The organism is Nonomuraea sp. NPDC002799, assembly GCF_053592075.1.
The window spans coordinates 514,283-529,348 of sequence record NZ_JBSFVA010000003.1 but is presented as its reverse complement, the minus strand read 5'-3'; the positions used below and the strand labels follow the sequence as shown (position 1 = coordinate 529,348).

Sequence of the window (15,066 nt, the reverse complement as noted above, 5' to 3'; positions counted from 1 at the left end):
ATGGTCCCTAGCAAGCGCTTGTCTATGCAGTGGTCTATTGACTTACGCCTTGTGCTTGGGACCCTGGTCGTATTCCAGCGTTTGGAGCGGATAGATGGCGCGCTTCACAGCTCTTGCCGGTGGCGTCGCGGCGGCACTGGTGCTGATCGCCCTCCCGGCGACGGCGCACGAGCACCCGAGCGGGATCACCGACCTGGTGACCCCCGCCGTGGTGCGCGTGGAGTCGGTGTCGCACGTGGAGATCACCCTGCTCGACCACGTCGGCGAGCTCAAACATGTGGAGCGGTCCTACGACATCCCGTTCGCCGCCGGCACGGCGACCGTCATCAACCCCGACGGGACCATGGTCGCCCTCCGCCGCCTCGCGGTGAACCCCGACGACGTCGCCATCTACGCGGCCAACCGGATCTTCGCCGAGCACCACAAGGTGAAGATCCCCGCCGACTACAAGAAGCACAAGCTCTCCGACGACATCCTCGACCACCACCTGCAGGAGTGCTACCCGCCCAAGACCAGCACCGCCACCTGCATCATCAACGTGACCACCGAGATCACGGCCTTCCCCAACGTGTCGCCGCCCAGCGCCGACGGGTTCAAGGTCAAGTGCATCAAGGCCGGCCCGACGCCCGACAGCCCGGCCGTGCTCGTGCCGCTCACCCCGGCGGCCGGCAGCGTCGGCATGCCCACGGCCCCCCTCGCCGACAAGGTGCCCGAGAACGCGGGCGCGCCCACCAACCTGGCGGGCTTCCTCGGCAGGCCCAGCCCCACGGTCAAGGAGACGGTCGAGATCGCCCACCTGTCCAAGGGCGGCGCGGCGGGCGAGACCGGCAGGCCGTTCGCCGACCCGGAGAACAAGGTGAACGAGCCGGTCAAGCTGGGCGGCCTGGCCGACAAGGGCCTGGTCGGCGCACCGATCATCGGCGACAAGGACGGCCACGTCATCGGCCTGCTCGTCGGCGGCGGCAAAGAGGGCAAGATGATCGGCGTCCGGGAGATCACCGGCATCCTGGCCGCGGCCAAGGTGGTGCCCCGGCGCGGGGCGATCGACACGGCGTTCGAGGCCGCGCTGACGCGCTACCACACCAAGTACTACACCGAGGCCGCGCCCGGCTTCCAGCGCGTGCTCGACCTCTATCCCGGCAACGTGGTGGCCGCGACGCTGCTGAAGACCTCGCTGGCCAAGCGGGGCGGCCCGGAGGACCAGGGCACCAAGCAGGCGGCGGCCGCCCCCGTGCGCTCCACGCCGCTGTGGCCGTTCATCGTGGCCGCCGGGATACTTTTCCTGGCCGCCGGCGGCGGGGCGTATCTGCTGTGGCGCCGCCGCACTCCTGAAAGAGCGACAGAACCGCCACAGCCGCTGGCGACGGCCGGTCCGCCACTCGACGACGGTGCCAACCAGACCGTGGTCGTACGGCGCTCCCAGTCGTTCCAAGTGGTTCCGCAGCAGCAACAGGTGATGACGGCGCCGGATCCGGGCATTAAATACTGCACATCGTGCGGCATGAGACTCGGCCCGGCGCATCGGTTCTGCGGTTACTGCGGCCACCCCATCGAGACGTGATGCCATTGAACGAAAGATCGCTCATCGGCCAGGAGGTGGCCGGGTATTATATCGAGGACATCGTCGGCAAGGGCGGCATGGCCGTCGTCTACCTGGCGCTCGACCCCCGGTTGAGCCGCCGCGTGGCGCTGAAGATCCTCAACCCGGTGCTCAGCGTCGACGACCGGTTCAGGCAGCGGTTCATCCTGGAGTCCAGGACGGTCGCCAGCATCGAGCACCCCAACATCATCCCGATCTACGAGGCCAACGCCGACGCCGACGGCGTCCTCTACATCGCCATGCGTTACGTCGACGGCCTCGACCTGCGCCGCCTCATCTACGACCGGGGCCCGCTGGGGATCGGCCAGGGCAACCAGATCTTCGCCCAGGTCGCCGCCGCGCTCGACGCCGCCCACGCGCACGACCTGATCCACCGTGACGTGAAACCGGCCAACATCCTGCTGGCCGGCGACCACGTGTACCTGACCGACTTCGGCATCACCAAGCACCGCTCGTCGATCTCGGGGCTGACGCAGACCGACCAGTTCATCGGCACGCCCCGCTACATGTCGCCCGAGCAGATCAACAAGGAGACCATCGACGGCCGCTGCGACCAGTACGCGCTGGCGTGCGTGGTCTACGAGTCGTTGTCGGCGCGGCTGCCGTTCCAGCGGGAGAACGACATCGCGCTGCTCTGGGCCCACCTGGCCGAGACGCCCACGCCGCTGTCGGAGATCAGGCCCGAACTGCCGCCGCAGGTGGACGACGTGATGTCGCGGGCACTGGCGAAGTCGCCCGAGCACCGCTACTCGACCTGCACCGAGTTCGTGACCGCGCTGCGCGACGCCATCAGCGGCCACACCTACGACCTGATGGGCCCCGGCTCGGGCCCCCACTCGGTCCCGTATCCCGCGCCCCACCTGGTGCCCCGCCCCACCCCGAGCCCGCATTCCGGGCCGCACCAGGTGCAGACGGGCCAGCAGGCGGCGCCGCACGCCGGCTCCCAGGCCGTGCCACGCGCGGGCGCCCACGCCGCGCCGCACACCGGCCCTCAGTCCGTGCCGCACACCGGCCCGCAGTACGCGCAGGGCGGCGCGGGCCGCTCGCGCCGGGCGCCGGCGCCGGCCACGCAGCCCTCCGCGCCCAGGAGCCGTCCCGGCCGGGTGCCGATCGTGGCGGCCACCCTGGTCGCCGCCGTCGCGGCGCTCGCCCTGGTCGCGATGATCATCATGAACCACCGCGGCGACACCTGGTCGCGCTACCAGACCAGCGCCGCCGCGCCGCTCACGTTCGAGTATCCGGGCGACTGGACCTCGCGCACCCACCAGGACCTGTTCGCGGTGGCCTCGCCGCACGCCCAGGAGTTCGAGGCGCTGTTCGTGGCCGGGCCGGGCGCCGACTGGTCGGCGATCTCCAGCGTGGTGACCGAGGATCCCGAGGGCGCCTCCGGCGTCTACGTCCAGGTCGCCGACACCCTCGACGCCAGCGGCACCTCCGAGCTGATGAAGGCCAAGATGGAGTCCCTGCTGCCCGGCGAGGTGGACCTTGGCAAGCCCGTCCAGGACCAGGCCGGCAACAGCCCGGCCACCCGCTTCGACGGCTCGCTGCACGACCCCGCCTCCGGCACCCGGCTGGGCTTCGTGAGCTACGTGATCGACCGCCGGCCCAAGACCATGCTTGTGATGTACTTCTGCGCCAAGGCCACCTGCGACGACGCCACCCAGACCCGCATCAGGCAGAGCGTGCACGTCTCGTGACTTGTAACTCACTTGTGCCCGGCTTGGCCTGGGTGTTCAAGCCCGGGTTTCGAGGTCTACCCTCCGGCGTGTGGGCATTCGTATCGTCATCGCCGACGATCAGGCGATGGTCAGGGCAGGGCTGCGCATGGTCGTCGACAGCGACCCCGGCATGGAGGTCGTCGGCGAGGCCGCCGACGGGCGCGAGGCCATCGCGGTGGCCCGGCGCACCCGGCCGGACATCGTCCTCATGGACATCTCGATGCCCCGGCTCGACGGTCTGTCGGCGGCCAGGGAACTGCTCGACACTCCGTCGCCGCCGAAGGTCATCACGCTGACCACGTTCGACACCGACGAGAACCTCTACGCCGCGCTGCGCGCCGGCACCAGCGGCTTCCTGCTGAAGGTGTCGCCGCCGGAGCAGCTCCTGGAGGCGATCAAGATCGTGCACTCCGGGGACGCGCTGCTCGACCCGGCCGTGACCCGGCGGGTGATCGCCACGTTCGCGGGCCGGGCCGAGCCGACGCCCTCGCCCCGGCTGGGCGAGCTGACGCCGCGTGAGCTGGAGGTGTTGCGGCTGCTCGCCCGCGGGCTCACCAACGCGGAGATCGCCCGGGAGCTGTTCGTGGGGGAGGCCACGGTCAAGACGCACGTGGCCCGGGTGCTGATGAAGCTGGCGCTGCGGGATCGGGCGCAGGCCGTGGTGTTCGCGTACGAGTCGGGGGTCGTGCGACCCGGCGCCGCTTGAGTGTTCTTTGGTGCATGCCGGACTTATGTGTATATTTTTCGTCATAAGGCGGTAGGTACAGGAGATCTTTCATGCAATCGTTCCCCCGGGTGCTGTTCGACGAGGCTCACAGCGAGTCGTGGACCGTCCGCCGTGAGGTGGCCGAGGTCATCAACCCCGCACATCCCGACGACAACAGCTACGCCCGCGCGGCCGGGCTGCTGCGGCATCTGGGGCACACGGTCACCGTCCGCACGGCGGGCGAGCTCGGGGACGCGGTCCTGGCGGAGCAGGACGTCCTGGTGATCGCGCATCCGTCGGGGGAGCGGTGGGAGCGCACCACCGGGCAGGGCAGCCCCGTCTTCTCCGCCGCCGAGCTGGACGCCGTCCAGAGCTTCGTCGCCGGTGGCGGCGGGCTGGTGGTGCTGGCCGAGGAGGAGCAGGACAAGTACGGCAACAACCTGAACGAGCTGCTCGGGCGGTTCGGGGTGCGGGTCGAGCACACCACCGTGCGCGACCCGGGGCACGCGCACCGGGACGTGGCGACCTGGGTGCTGGGGGAACGTTCCACGGCCTCCGGGGTGCTGGCCGGGGTGCGCGCGGCCTGCTTCTACCGCTCGGGCGCCCTCACCGTGACACCCGCCGATGCCCCCGTGTCCGGCGCTGCTGTGCTCGCCGACGAGGTGAGTGTGTTGTTCAGGACCTCGGCGGACGCCGACCCGGCGGGCGCGCCGCTGGCTGTCGCGCTGCGGCACGGCCGGGGCCGCGTGGTCGTGTTCGCCGACTCCGACCTGTTCGGCGACGACTCCATCGAGGACTACGACCACCGCAGGCTCTGGGGGAACGTCGTCACCTGGGCCGCCCGCGTGCCCACCGGAGACGCGGCCGCCGCGCCGCGCGACGCGGTCAGGGCGGAGGTCTTCGCCCGGCTCAAGGAGGCCGTCGAGGAGCTGCGCCCGCTCCAGGTCAAGGACGGCTCGGTGCCGGCCGGCAAGGAGCGGGCCAAGGCGCTGGTGGGCGTGATCGCCGAGCGCGTGGGCGACGTCTCACCGCACTTCCCGCACGACGCCGCCTACCTGGCGGCCGTCCGGCGCGACCTCGCCGCGTGGGCCGGGCAGGACCTGGGCGTGCCCGACTTCCTCGACTCGCTCGACCTGTTCCACCCCGACACCCAGCGCGAGGACGGCCTCGAACACGTCGTCGTGTTCCCGATGTACACCCAGAACGGCAACCCGGCCCGCAACCTCGAAGCCGTCTGGATCAGGACGATCTGGCCCGGCTGGCTGGCCGAGCTGGAGGCCGGCGGCTACGACAACCCGATGTTCGTGCCGATCGCGTTCCAGGACTTCACCTCCGGCTACGACACCCACTCCGCCGTGTTGTTCCCCGAGACGATCGCGGTGCGGACGGCGCCGGCCCGGTTCACCTGGGGCGGCATCTTCGCCGACCGCGAGGCCGCCCGGTTCCGGCGGGTCTGCGGCGCCGCGGCCACCACGCTCCGGCTGGAGCTGCCGCCGGACGCCGCCAGGCTGCTGGAGTCGCAGCGGCTCGCGCAGGACACGTTCGTGTTGTGGGACCTGATCCACGACCGCACCCACAGCCACGGCGACCTGCCGTTCGACCCGTTCATGATCAAGCAGCGGATGCCGTACTGGCTGTACGCGCTGGAGGAGCTGCGCTGCGACCTGACCGCGTTCGGCGAGGCGGTGAAGCTGGAGCGGCAGGGCGTGCCGCACGCCCGCCACGTGCAGGACGCGATCCTGTTCGACCGGCTGTTCAGGTTCCCGATCACGGGGGAGCGGGTGCGCAACTACGACGGGCTCGGCGGGCAGCTGCTCTTCGCCTACCTGCACCGCAACGACGTCGTGCGCTGGACGGACAACCGGCTGGCGATCGACTGGGAGCGGGTCGCGGACGGCGTGGCCGACCTGCGGGGCGAGGTGGAGAAGCTGTATCGCGACAGCATCGACCGTTCCAAGCTGGCGCACTGGCTGGCGGCGTACGAGCTGGTGAGCGCGTACGTGCCGGCGCACCCGGGCTCGACCTGGGCCAAGGGGATCGGGGCGCTGCCCGAGGAGCAGAAGGCCAAGGTGGACGCGGTGCTGCCGGACGAGTTCCCGCTGAGCATGTTCTACGAGGCGCTGCGTCGTAAGCTGACCGATGTGGTCGAATCGACTAAGGGACTACGAGCATGATCATTCTGGTTACGGGGGCAGGAGGCCCCACCGGTAAGGCCGTTTCCGAATATTTCCGGAAAAATGGGCACACTGTGCTCGGCGTCGACAAGAACGACGTCGACCTCCTCGACCGTGCGGCCGTCGGTGACCTGGCCGCCCGGATCGCCCGCGAGCACGGGCGCGTGGACGGCGTGGTGCACCTGGTCGGCGGCTGGCGGGGCTCGCCCACGTTCGCCGAGACCAGCCTCGACGACTGGGACGCCCTGCACGCCCTGCTGATCCGCACCCTCCAGCACGTCTCGCTGGCCTTCGAGCCGCTGCTGCGCGCGAGCGAGAACGGCCGCTTCGTGATCGTCTCGGCCAAGGCCGCCGAGCGGCCCACCGCGGGCGGCGCCGCCTACTCGGCGGCCAAGGCGGCCTCCGAGGCGTGGACGCTCGCGCTGGCCGACGCGCTCTCCGGCACGTCCGGCGCGGCCACCATCCTCGTCGTCAAGGCCCTGGTGAACGACGAGATGCGCGCCGCCAAGCCGGACGCGAAGTTCCCCGGCTTCACCGACGTTCACGACCTGGCCGCGGCCATCGGCGCTCTCTACGAGCGCCCCGCCGCGGAGATCAACGGCACCCGATTGGACCTCACTTCTTGATTCCCCGGCACGACCCCCAGCTCAAAGCGTTCGCCAGCGACAACTACGCGGGCGTGCACCCCGAAATCCTCAAGGCCATCGCGACCGCCAACGGCGGCCACCAGATCGCCTACGGGGACGACGTCTACACCGAGGCCCTCCAGAGGGTCTTCCAGCAGCACTTCGGCGACCAGGCGCGGGCCTGGCCGGTGTTCAACGGCACGGCGGCGAACGTCGTCTCCCTGCGCGCCATGACCGCCCCGTGGGAGGCGGTCATCTGCGCGGAGAGCGCCCACATCAACACCGACGAGGGCGGCGCGCCCGAGGTGGTGGCCGGCATCAAGCTGCTGCAGGTGCCCACGCCCGACGGCAAGCTCACGCCCGAGCTGATCGACCAGCGGGCCTGGGGCTTCGGCGACGTGCACCGGGCGCAGCCGCGGGTCGTGTCGATCTCCAACTCCACCGAGCTGGGCACCCTCTACACGCCCGGTGAGGTCGCCGCCCTCTGCGCGCACGCCCACGACCGCGGCCTGCTCGTCCACCTCGACGGCTCCCGCCTCACCAACGCCGCCGCCGCGCTCGGCGTCCCGATGCGGGCGCTGACCACGGACGCGGGCGTCGACGTGCTCTCCTTCGGCGGCACGAAGATCGGCCTGCTGTACGGCGAGGCCGTCGTCGTGCTCAACCCCGAGGCCGCGCGGGGCGTCGACTACCTGCGCAAGACGTTCATGCAGCTCTCGTCGAAGATGCGGTTCGTGTCGGCGCAGTTCGAGGCGCTGCTCTCCGGCGACCTGTGGTCGCGCAACGCGCGGCAGGCCAACGCCATGGCACGGCGGCTGGCCGAGGCGGTGCGCGGCATTCCCGGCGTGGAGGTGCCGCGGCCGGTCGAGGCCAACGCGGTCTTCGCGGTCCTGCCGGCCGACGTGACCGAGCGGCTGCAGAAGCGGTTCCGCTTCTACACCTGGGACGAGGCCACGGGCGAGGTGCGCTGGATGTGCGCGTTCGACACCACCGAGGAGGACGTGGACGCCTTCGCGGCCGCGATCGCCGAGGAGGCGGCGGCGGCCCGCTCCTGACGCGGGGCCACCGGCCACTCTTGAAGACCAAGCGGTGGCCTTGACGGCCAGGCGGTGGTCTTTGCGGGCCAGGCGCCGGGCTACCGGCCGGACTTGAGGGCCAGGCGGGCGGCCTGCCAGCCGCCGACCCCGTGCGCTCCCGGCCCCGGCGGCGTCGAGGCCGAGCAGAGGAACACCCCGGGCAGCGGCGTGCGCCACGGCGCCGGCGACCACACCGGCCGCCGCACGAACTGCCCGAGGCCGGCCAGCCCGCCGCCGATGTCACCCCCGACCAGGTTGGCGTCGAACGCCTCCAGCTCGGCCGGCCCCATCGTGTGCCGGGCCAGCACCCGATCGCGGAAGCCCGGGGCGTACCGCTCGATCTGGGTCTCGATGGCGCTGGTCATGTCGGCCCGCGAGCCGTTGGGCACGTGGCAGTAGGCCCACAGGGTGTGCCCGCCCCGCGTCGGGTCGGCCGCGTAGGGCTGCACGAGCAGCACGTACGGCCGGGGCGAGTGCCGCCCGGCGGCCGTCTCGGCCTCGCTCAGCGCGATCTCCTCCAGCGTCCCGCCGAGGTGCACCGTGCCCGCGCCCGCCACCGCCGGATCCCGCCACGGCACCGGCCCGTCGAGCGCCCAGTCCACCTTGAACACCCCCGGCCCGTAGCGGTAGCGCCGCAGGGCCCGGCGGTAGCCGGGCGGCAGGTCGGCCATCGTGAGGAACTGCCTGGGGGAGACGTCGAGCAGCACGGCCGGCGCGTCCAGCTCCGCCAGGCGGCGCACGCGGTGGCCGCTGACCGCCTCGCCACCGAGCGACCTGAGCTCGGCCACGAGCGCGTCGGCCAGCACCTGCGAGCCGCCCCGCACCAGCGGCCAGCCCACCAGATGGGCCAGGGACGCCAGCAACAGGCCGTAACCGGCGCTGATGGGCGCGCGCAGGTCGAGCATGGAGTGCGCGGCCATGCCCGCGATCAGCGCCCGCCCCTCCACCGTCCTGAACGCCGTGCGGGCGAACGTCGTGGCGGGCAGCGCCCCCGCCATCGCGAACCTGGCCGCCCTGGCGAACGTCATCGGCGGCACCCGCCACGGCCCCAGCGGCTGGAGCAGCAGCTCCACCAGCGGCAGCCCGGCCCGCGCCGTCGCCCCAGCGGTGGCCAGCCACGCGCCCGCGTCACGCCCGAGCCCTTCGGCGGTGCGGCGCGGGTCGCGGTGCACGAGCACGGCGGGCCGGCCGTCGAGCGGATGCGCGGCGGCGACCGGCGGGTGGGCGAACTCCACCCCTTCCAGGCGCAACTCCCGGAACGCCGGAGAGGCCAGGGTCATCGCCATCACGGTCGCGCCCACATCGTGCACCCGCCCGGGCAGCGTCAGCTCCGCGGACCTCAGCCCGCCGCCGAACCGCTCGGCGGCCTCCAGCAGCAGCACCTTGCGCCCGGCGCGGGCCAGGGTGACGGCGGCGACGAGCCCGTTGGGGCCGGATCCCACGACGACGGCGTCGGCGCTGCTCACCGGGCTATTTCGGCGGCAGGATCGACGGGTAGGGCTGGGCGCCGCGGTGCTGGAGCAGCTCGGTCATGAGTTCGATCTCCGCGCTCTGCCCCTGGACGATCTTGTCGGCCATGTTGACCACCTCGCCCCGGGTGGACAGCTTGAGCAGGCCCTCGGACATCTGCACGCCGCCCTCGTGGTGGCGGATCATCAACTGCAGGAAGAGCACCTCGGCCGCGGTGCCCTCCGCCTCCTTGAGCCGGGTCAGCTCCGCGGCGTCGGCCATGCCGGGCATCACGGCCGCCCCCGTGGCGGGCGAGGTGGTGGCGGGCGGGGCCGTGGTCGCGCCGCCGTGCCCGTGGCCGCTCATCCAGGCCATCGGCCGCTGGTCGCTCGACTGGTCGAGCTCCCACTGCTGCAACCACCCCAGGAACATGCCGCGCTGGTTGGACTGGGTGGTGATGATGTCGTAGGCGAGATTGCGGATCTCCTTGGCGGGGCCCTTGTCCCTGATGATGAACGCCATGTCGACCGCCTGCGCGTGATGCCGGGCCATGTCGCGGGCGTATCCGGCCTCCGGCGAGTTGTCACCGGGCGTGCCGTCGCGGCCGAACAGCAACAACGCGGCCACCGCGAGCACCAGCACGCCGCAGACGATCAGAAATGGTCTTCTCAGAGGCTTTTCCATGGCTCGTCCAGCGTACCCACCTGCGGGCGGGACTGTGATCCGACGCTTACAACACCCTTATTCTCTGCATACGCCCATAGGGCATAGGGTGACCCGGAGTTGGCATGCCGATGGAGGAACGATGATGAAGGAGAAGGCGCAGGCGCGGCGCGAGCATCTGCAGAAGATGCGGGCCGAGCAGCAGCGCAAGCAACGCCGCGCCGCGCTGCTCATGTGGGGCACGGGCGGGCTCATCATCGTGGTGCTGGTCGGTGTGGTCGGCTTCTACCTGGTGAAGCAGTCCCGCGAGACCTCGCTCGACGCGGTGACCAGCGTCAAGTACGACGCCGGTCAGCACGTCGCGACCGCGGTGACGTACAAGGAGACGCCTCCGGTCGGCGGCGAGCACAACAACTACTGGCAGCAGTGCGCGATCTATGACAAGCCCATCCACAGCGAGCACGCCGTGCACTCGCTGGAGCACGGCGCCGTCTGGATCACCTACCGGCCCGACCTGGCCAAGGCGCAGGTCGACAAGCTGAAGGAAGTCGCCTCGTCCACGGGTCAGCAGGACTACATGCTGGTCAGCCCGTTCCCCAATCTGCCGGCGCCGGTGGTCGCGTCGTCGTGGGGTCACCAGCTCAAGCTCAACAGCGCCGACGACCCGAAGCTCGGGGCGTTCATCAAGAAGTATCAGAACGGGGCCGACACGCCTGAGGCCGGCGCCAGTTGCGGTGGCCAGGACGCCATCACGACCACGGCCGACCAGGCTCCGCTGCCGCCCGCGCCCACGGGCGAGCAGCCGATGCCGACGGAGAGCCTGGCCCCGTCGCCCAGCCAGTCCCAGCAGTAAGCGCCGCCGGCCTGCCGGCGAGCGCGCCCGTCAGTCGCCGATGAGCAGGCCCTGGCGGGCGCGGGCGTACTCCTCGAAGGTGATGCGGCCGTCGCCGTCGGCGTCCACCTGGGCGAAGACGGCGGCGAGGTCCGTGCCGGGCCGGCTCCACACGGAGCCGAACTCCTCGGCGGTGATCCGGCCGTCCTCGTCGCGGTCGGCCGCGGCGAAGGTGGCCCGGGAGATGGGGGTCAGCACCCGCTCCAGCGCTCCGGTGCGCGCCAGCGTCTCGAAGGAGCGGACGTACTCCTGCCTGCTGATCCGGCCGTCACGGTCGGTGTCGAGGGCGTGGACGTGGGTGTCCCAGGCGTTCAGGAACGCGTCGATGATGGCCTCGCCCTCGGGGGCCTCGGCGCCCACGCCGGTCTGATCCAGGCGGCGCTGGGCCAGCGCCATGTAGTCGTATCTGGTCAGGAAGCCGTCGCCGTCGGCGTCCAGGTCGTTGAAGTTGCGCTCCGCGCTCTCGCGAAAGTCCCGCCCGGGCATGCGAACTCCGATCGATCGTTACGCTAAGTATCGATAATGACTACTCAGCGTAACCGTTTCTTCAGGCTCGCGTAAGGGGTCAGCCCAGCACGTCCTCCAGCGGTGTGCACTCCAGCCCGTGCGCCGCCGCCACCGGCCGGCTCGTCAGGCGGCCCTTGTGGGTGCTCAGGCCCAGCGCCAGCGCTCGGTTCTCGCGCATGGCCCGCTGCCAGCCCAGGTCGGCGATGGCCAGCGCGTACGGCAGCGTCACGTTCGTCAGGGCGTACGTCGAGGTGTTCGGCACCGCGCCCGGCATGTTGGCCACACAGTAGAAGATCGACTCGTGCACCCGGTACGTCGGCTGCTCGTGCGTGGTCGGCCGGGAGTCCGCGAAGCAGCCGCCCTGGTCGATGGCGATGTCCACCAGTACGGAACCCGGCTTCATCCGGCTCACCAGGTCGTTGCTCACCAGCTCGGGCGCCTTGGCGCCGGGCACCAGCACCGCGCCGACGACCAGGTCGGCCTCCAGCACCGCGCGCTCGATCTCCAGGGTGTTGGAGGCGACGGTCTGGCAGTGGCCCTGGTAGATCAGGTCGGCCTGGCGCAGCTTGTCGATGTTCTTGTCCAGCAGCACCACCTCGGCCTGCATGCCGAGGCCGATGGCGGCGGCGTTCATGCCGGAGACCCCGGCCCCGATCACCACGACGTGGGCGGCGCGCACACCGGGCACGCCGCCCATCAGCACGCCCCTGCCGCCCTCCGAGCGCATCAGGTGGTAGGCGCCCACCTGGGAGGCCAGCCGGCCCGCCACCTCGGACATGGGCGCCAGCAGCGGCAGCGAGCCGTCGTCGCTCTGCACGGTCTCATAGGCGATGGCCGTGCAGCCCGAGCCGAGCAGGGCCCGGGTGCAGGCGGCGGAGGCGGCCAGATGCAGGTAGGTGAAGAGCACCAGCCCCTGGCGCAGCCGGTGATACTCCTCCGCCACCGGCTCCTTCACCTTCATGACCAGGTCGGCCGCCGCCCAGAGCGCGTCGGCGTCCGGCGTCATCACGGCGCCCGCCGCGGCGAAGTCGGCGTCGGGGATGGAGGAGCCGGCGCCCGCGCCCTCCTCGACGAAGACCCGGTGGCCGTGCCGCACCAGCTCGTGCACCCCCGCGGGGGTCAGCGCCACTCGATATTCGCTGTTCTTGACCTCACGGGGAACGCCGACCTTCATTGCGCGACTCTTCTCGACCAGGTGAGCTTCTGGCCCCATTCTTGCTCGCATCTCACAGTTCAGCGTGGATTGCCGGGCTGATTACCCCGCGCGCGCCCGCGCTCGATAGGCTCTCCGGCAGCCCGAACGTCAGGATGAGGTCGTCATCGATGGACAAGCCGGAAGAGCCGCCGACCGCGGACCCGGGGGAGCCTAGGGCGAGCAGACTCACCACCATCGTGTTGATCGTCTCGCTCGTCATCGTCGTGCTGGTCGCAGGGGTGCTCGGCACCGTCGCCGTCCTGATGACGCAGAATCCCGACACCCCGCTTCTGGGTGGCGCGCCGCCGCAACGGCTGGCGGTGGCCATCCACTTCGCTCCCGTCAGGGAGACCAAGGCCGCGCCCTGCCCCGGCGACCCGGCGGTGCTCGACGAGGAGCAGACCACCTGCTACCTCCTGGAGGACGGCGTCACGGTGCCCTCCGTGCAGCGGATCGAGCCGGTGCGGGAGAAGGACGGCCAATACTCCGTGCGCATCGCGATCGCGCCGGCGTACAAGGACAAGCTGGTCCAGCTCATCGACGAGCTCGCGCCCGATCAGCGTTCGGTGGCGATCGTGCTGGCGCCCGACAAGCCCGAAGAGCCGAAGACCGTGCTGGCCGCGCCCGTCGTCACCCAGAGCATGGACGGCGACAGCATCAGCATCGCCGGCTACACCAAGGAGCAGGCCGACACGCTGGTGACCCGCCTGCTCGGCACCGCGCCGACCGGCGGGAGCTCCGCCCCGGCCGACCCCGGCGCCACGAATCCGGCCGCCACGCCCCCCGCCTCCACCGGCCCCGGCACCGATCCCGCCGGCACGACGGGCCCGGCCACGACGGGGACGACCGGCACCGGTACGACGGCCACGACGGGGCCGGGGGCGACGAGTCCCGCGTCGGGCCCCCGGCGCACCCCCGACAAGCGCTACGCGAGCTGCAAGGAGGCCGTGGCCGCCGGTGACGGCCCCTACTCCAGGGGCACCCACGAGGAATACTCCTGGTACACCGACGCCGACGGCAACGGCGTGGCCTGCAACAGCGCCGACCTGCGCTAACCGGCCAGCGACCGCAGCCAGTCGATGGCGAAGTAGGCCAGGAAGACCAGCGAGACGATCCACAACAACCACGGGATCTGCGAGAACCGCCCCCGCGCCGCCTTGATCAGCGTGTAGACGATCACGCCGGCGCCGACGCCGTTGGTGATCGAGTACGTGAACGGCATCAGCGCGATCGTCAGGAACGCGGGCACGGCCAGGTCGAGGTCGTCCCAGGGCACGTTCTTGCACTGCGTCATCATCAGCGCCCCGACCAGCACCAGCGCGGGGGCGGCCGCGGCGGCGGGCACCACGGAGGCCAGCGGCGTGAACAGCAGCGTCAGCCCCAGCAGCGCCCCGGTCACCACGCTGGCCAGGCCGGTCCGCGCCCCCTCGCCGACGCCGGCGGCCGACTCCACGAAGACGGTGTTCGCCGAGGCGCTCGCCGTGCCGCCCACCACGCCGGCCACGCCGTCCACGGTCAGGATCCGGCCCAGCCTGGGCACCTGCCCGCGCTCGTCCACCAGCCCGGCCTCGTCGGACACGCCGATGATCGTGCCCATCGCGTCGAAGAACCCGGACAGCACCAGCGTGAACAGCACCACGGTCGCCGTCAGCGCCCCCGCCCTGGCGAACCCGCCGAACAGGTCGAACTCGCCGACCAGCCCGAAGCTCGGCGCCGCGACCAGCGCCTCGGGCACGCGCGGCGTCACCACGCCCCACGATCCCGGGGGGAGGGTGGTGAGCGAGCTGACCAGGATGGCCAGGGCGGCGGTCACCGCGATGCTGATGAGGATGGCGGCCGGGGTCCTGCGGACGTACAGGACGATCATGAGGAGCAGGCCGAAGCAGAACACCGCGACCGGCCAGCCCGTGAGGTGCCCGGTGCTGCCGAGCTGCACGGGCGTGCCGGAGCCCGGCGCCACGAAGCCGGCGTCCACCAGGCCGATCAGCGCGATGAACAGGCCGATCCCGACGCTGATCGCGTGCTTGAGCGCCAGCGGGATCGCGTTCATGATCAGGGTGCGCAGTCCGGTCACGGCCAGCACGATGATGATGAGGCCCTCCAGCACCACCAGGCCCATGGCCTGCGCCCACGTCATGTGCGGGGCGGCCTGGTAGGCGACCACCGCGTTGAGGCCGAGCCCGGCGGCCAGGCCGAACGGGGCGTTGCCGACGAACGCCATCAGCAGCGTGGAGATCGCCGCGGCCAGCGCGGTGGACGTGGTCAGCTCGGCGATGGAGAGGCGGGCGCCGGTCACGTCCTTGGCGCCGGCCAGGATGATCGGGTTGAGCAGGATGATGTAGGCCATGGCCACGAACGTGGTCAGGCCGCCGCGCGCCTCGCGGGCGACGGTGGTCCCCCGCCCGGTCAGCTCGAAGAACCTGTCGAGCACCGCCAGCCCCCCTTGATGATCAGGGGGAG

At 71.3% G+C, this 15,066-nt stretch carries 13 protein-coding genes; 8 read left to right on the top strand and 5 right to left on the bottom strand.

The genetic code is table 11. The features are described from left to right. Window positions 1-94: 94 nt before the first annotated feature. The 6 genes from ACWD0F_RS09220 to ACWD0F_RS09195 all read left to right on the top strand — a co-directional run bounded on the left by ACWD0F_RS09220 (window position 95) and on the right by ACWD0F_RS09195 (window position 7,879). Entirely contained in the window at window positions 95-1,561 is a 1,467-nt protein-coding gene (locus ACWD0F_RS09220; RefSeq protein WP_449873473.1) for a zinc ribbon domain-containing protein, read from the top strand. Further along, a complete protein-coding gene (locus tag ACWD0F_RS09215) occupies window positions 1,561-3,297 on the top strand; it encodes a serine/threonine protein kinase (protein WP_449873471.1) in 1,737 nt (578 codons plus the stop codon). The genes ACWD0F_RS09220 and ACWD0F_RS09215 overlap by 1 nt, the downstream gene beginning before the upstream one ends. A gap of 70 nt (window positions 3,298-3,367) precedes the next feature. Further along, entirely contained in the window at window positions 3,368-4,024 is a 657-nt protein-coding gene (locus ACWD0F_RS09210) for a response regulator (protein ID WP_449873469.1), read from the top strand. A 71-nt stretch (window positions 4,025-4,095) separates the two neighbouring features. After that, complete coding sequence (locus tag ACWD0F_RS09205) at window positions 4,096-6,198, top strand: DUF6421 family protein (RefSeq protein WP_449873467.1); 2,103 nt, start codon at window positions 4,096-4,098, stop codon at window positions 6,196-6,198. Continuing rightward, complete coding sequence (locus ACWD0F_RS09200; protein WP_449873465.1) at window positions 6,195-6,824, top strand: SDR family NAD(P)-dependent oxidoreductase; 630 nt, start codon at window positions 6,195-6,197, stop codon at window positions 6,822-6,824. Before ACWD0F_RS09205 ends, ACWD0F_RS09200 begins: the two co-directional genes overlap by 4 nt. Then, on the top strand, window positions 6,821-7,879 hold the full coding sequence (locus ACWD0F_RS09195) for a threonine aldolase family protein (protein ID WP_449873463.1): 1,059 nt from the start codon (window positions 6,821-6,823) through the stop codon (window positions 7,877-7,879). The genes ACWD0F_RS09200 and ACWD0F_RS09195 overlap by 4 nt, the downstream gene beginning before the upstream one ends. Window positions 7,880-7,959: 80 nt before the next feature. Here the strand turns inward: ACWD0F_RS09195 and ACWD0F_RS09190 are convergent, their stop codons facing one another. Continuing rightward, window positions 7,960-9,366, bottom strand: coding sequence for a phytoene desaturase family protein (locus ACWD0F_RS09190; RefSeq protein ID WP_449873461.1), 1,407 nt, complete (start codon window positions 9,364-9,366; stop codon window positions 7,960-7,962). A 4-nt stretch (window positions 9,367-9,370) separates the two neighbouring features. Further along, window positions 9,371-10,033, bottom strand: coding sequence for a DUF305 domain-containing protein (locus tag ACWD0F_RS09185; protein WP_449873459.1), 663 nt, complete (start codon window positions 10,031-10,033; stop codon window positions 9,371-9,373). Window positions 10,034-10,154: 121 nt separating this feature from the next. On the opposite strand from ACWD0F_RS09185, the gene ACWD0F_RS09180 reads away from it, so the two are divergent. Further along, a complete protein-coding gene (locus ACWD0F_RS09180; RefSeq protein ID WP_449873457.1) occupies window positions 10,155-10,865 on the top strand; it encodes a DUF3105 domain-containing protein in 711 nt (236 codons plus the stop codon). 30 nt (window positions 10,866-10,895) lie between these two features. Here the strand turns inward: ACWD0F_RS09180 and ACWD0F_RS09175 are convergent, their stop codons facing one another. Both ACWD0F_RS09175 and ald read right to left on the bottom strand, forming a co-directional pair. Beyond that, window positions 10,896-11,390 (bottom strand): EF-hand domain-containing protein, encoded by a 495-nt coding sequence (locus tag ACWD0F_RS09175; protein WP_449873455.1) that lies wholly within the window; start codon window positions 11,388-11,390, stop codon window positions 10,896-10,898. A gap of 79 nt (window positions 11,391-11,469) precedes the next feature. After that, window positions 11,470-12,585 carry an alanine dehydrogenase gene (gene ald / locus ACWD0F_RS09170; RefSeq protein WP_449873453.1) on the bottom strand — a complete coding sequence of 372 codons (1,116 nt, stop codon included), beginning with the start codon at window positions 12,583-12,585 and terminating at the stop codon, window positions 11,470-11,472. Window positions 12,586-12,734: 149 nt separating this feature from the next. Between ald and ACWD0F_RS09165 the strand changes: the two genes are divergently transcribed. After that, entirely contained in the window at window positions 12,735-13,661 is a 927-nt protein-coding gene (locus ACWD0F_RS09165) for an excalibur calcium-binding domain-containing protein (RefSeq protein WP_449873451.1), read from the top strand. On the opposite strand, the gene ACWD0F_RS09160 is transcribed toward ACWD0F_RS09165, so the two are convergent. Further along, window positions 13,658-15,037 carry an NCS2 family permease gene (locus ACWD0F_RS09160; protein ID WP_449873449.1) on the bottom strand — a complete coding sequence of 460 codons (1,380 nt, stop codon included), beginning with the start codon at window positions 15,035-15,037 and terminating at the stop codon, window positions 13,658-13,660. The two genes, ACWD0F_RS09165 and ACWD0F_RS09160, sit on opposite strands and share 4 nt — an antisense overlap. Window positions 15,038-15,066 lie beyond the last annotated feature (29 nt).

Coding starts and splice junctions, on each gene's coding strand:
- ACWD0F_RS09220 (WP_449873473.1), top strand. CDS start 95: ATGGCGCGCTTCACAGCTCTTGCCGGTGGCGTCGCGGCGGCACTGGTG.
- ACWD0F_RS09215 (WP_449873471.1), top strand. CDS start 1,561: ATGCCATTGAACGAAAGATCGCTCATCGGCCAGGAGGTGGCCGGGTAT.
- ACWD0F_RS09205 (WP_449873467.1), top strand. CDS start 4,096: ATGCAATCGTTCCCCCGGGTGCTGTTCGACGAGGCTCACAGCGAGTCG.
- ACWD0F_RS09200 (WP_449873465.1), top strand. CDS start 6,195: ATGATCATTCTGGTTACGGGGGCAGGAGGCCCCACCGGTAAGGCCGTT.
- ACWD0F_RS09185 (WP_449873459.1), bottom strand. CDS start 10,033: ATGGAAAAGCCTCTGAGAAGACCATTTCTGATCGTCTGCGGCGTGCTG.
- ACWD0F_RS09180 (WP_449873457.1), top strand. CDS start 10,155: ATGATGAAGGAGAAGGCGCAGGCGCGGCGCGAGCATCTGCAGAAGATG.
- ACWD0F_RS09175 (WP_449873455.1), bottom strand. CDS start 11,390: ATGCCCGGGCGGGACTTTCGCGAGAGCGCGGAGCGCAACTTCAACGAC.
- ald (WP_449873453.1), bottom strand. CDS start 12,585: ATGAAGGTCGGCGTTCCCCGTGAGGTCAAGAACAGCGAATATCGAGTG.
- ACWD0F_RS09165 (WP_449873451.1), top strand. CDS start 12,735: ATGGACAAGCCGGAAGAGCCGCCGACCGCGGACCCGGGGGAGCCTAGG.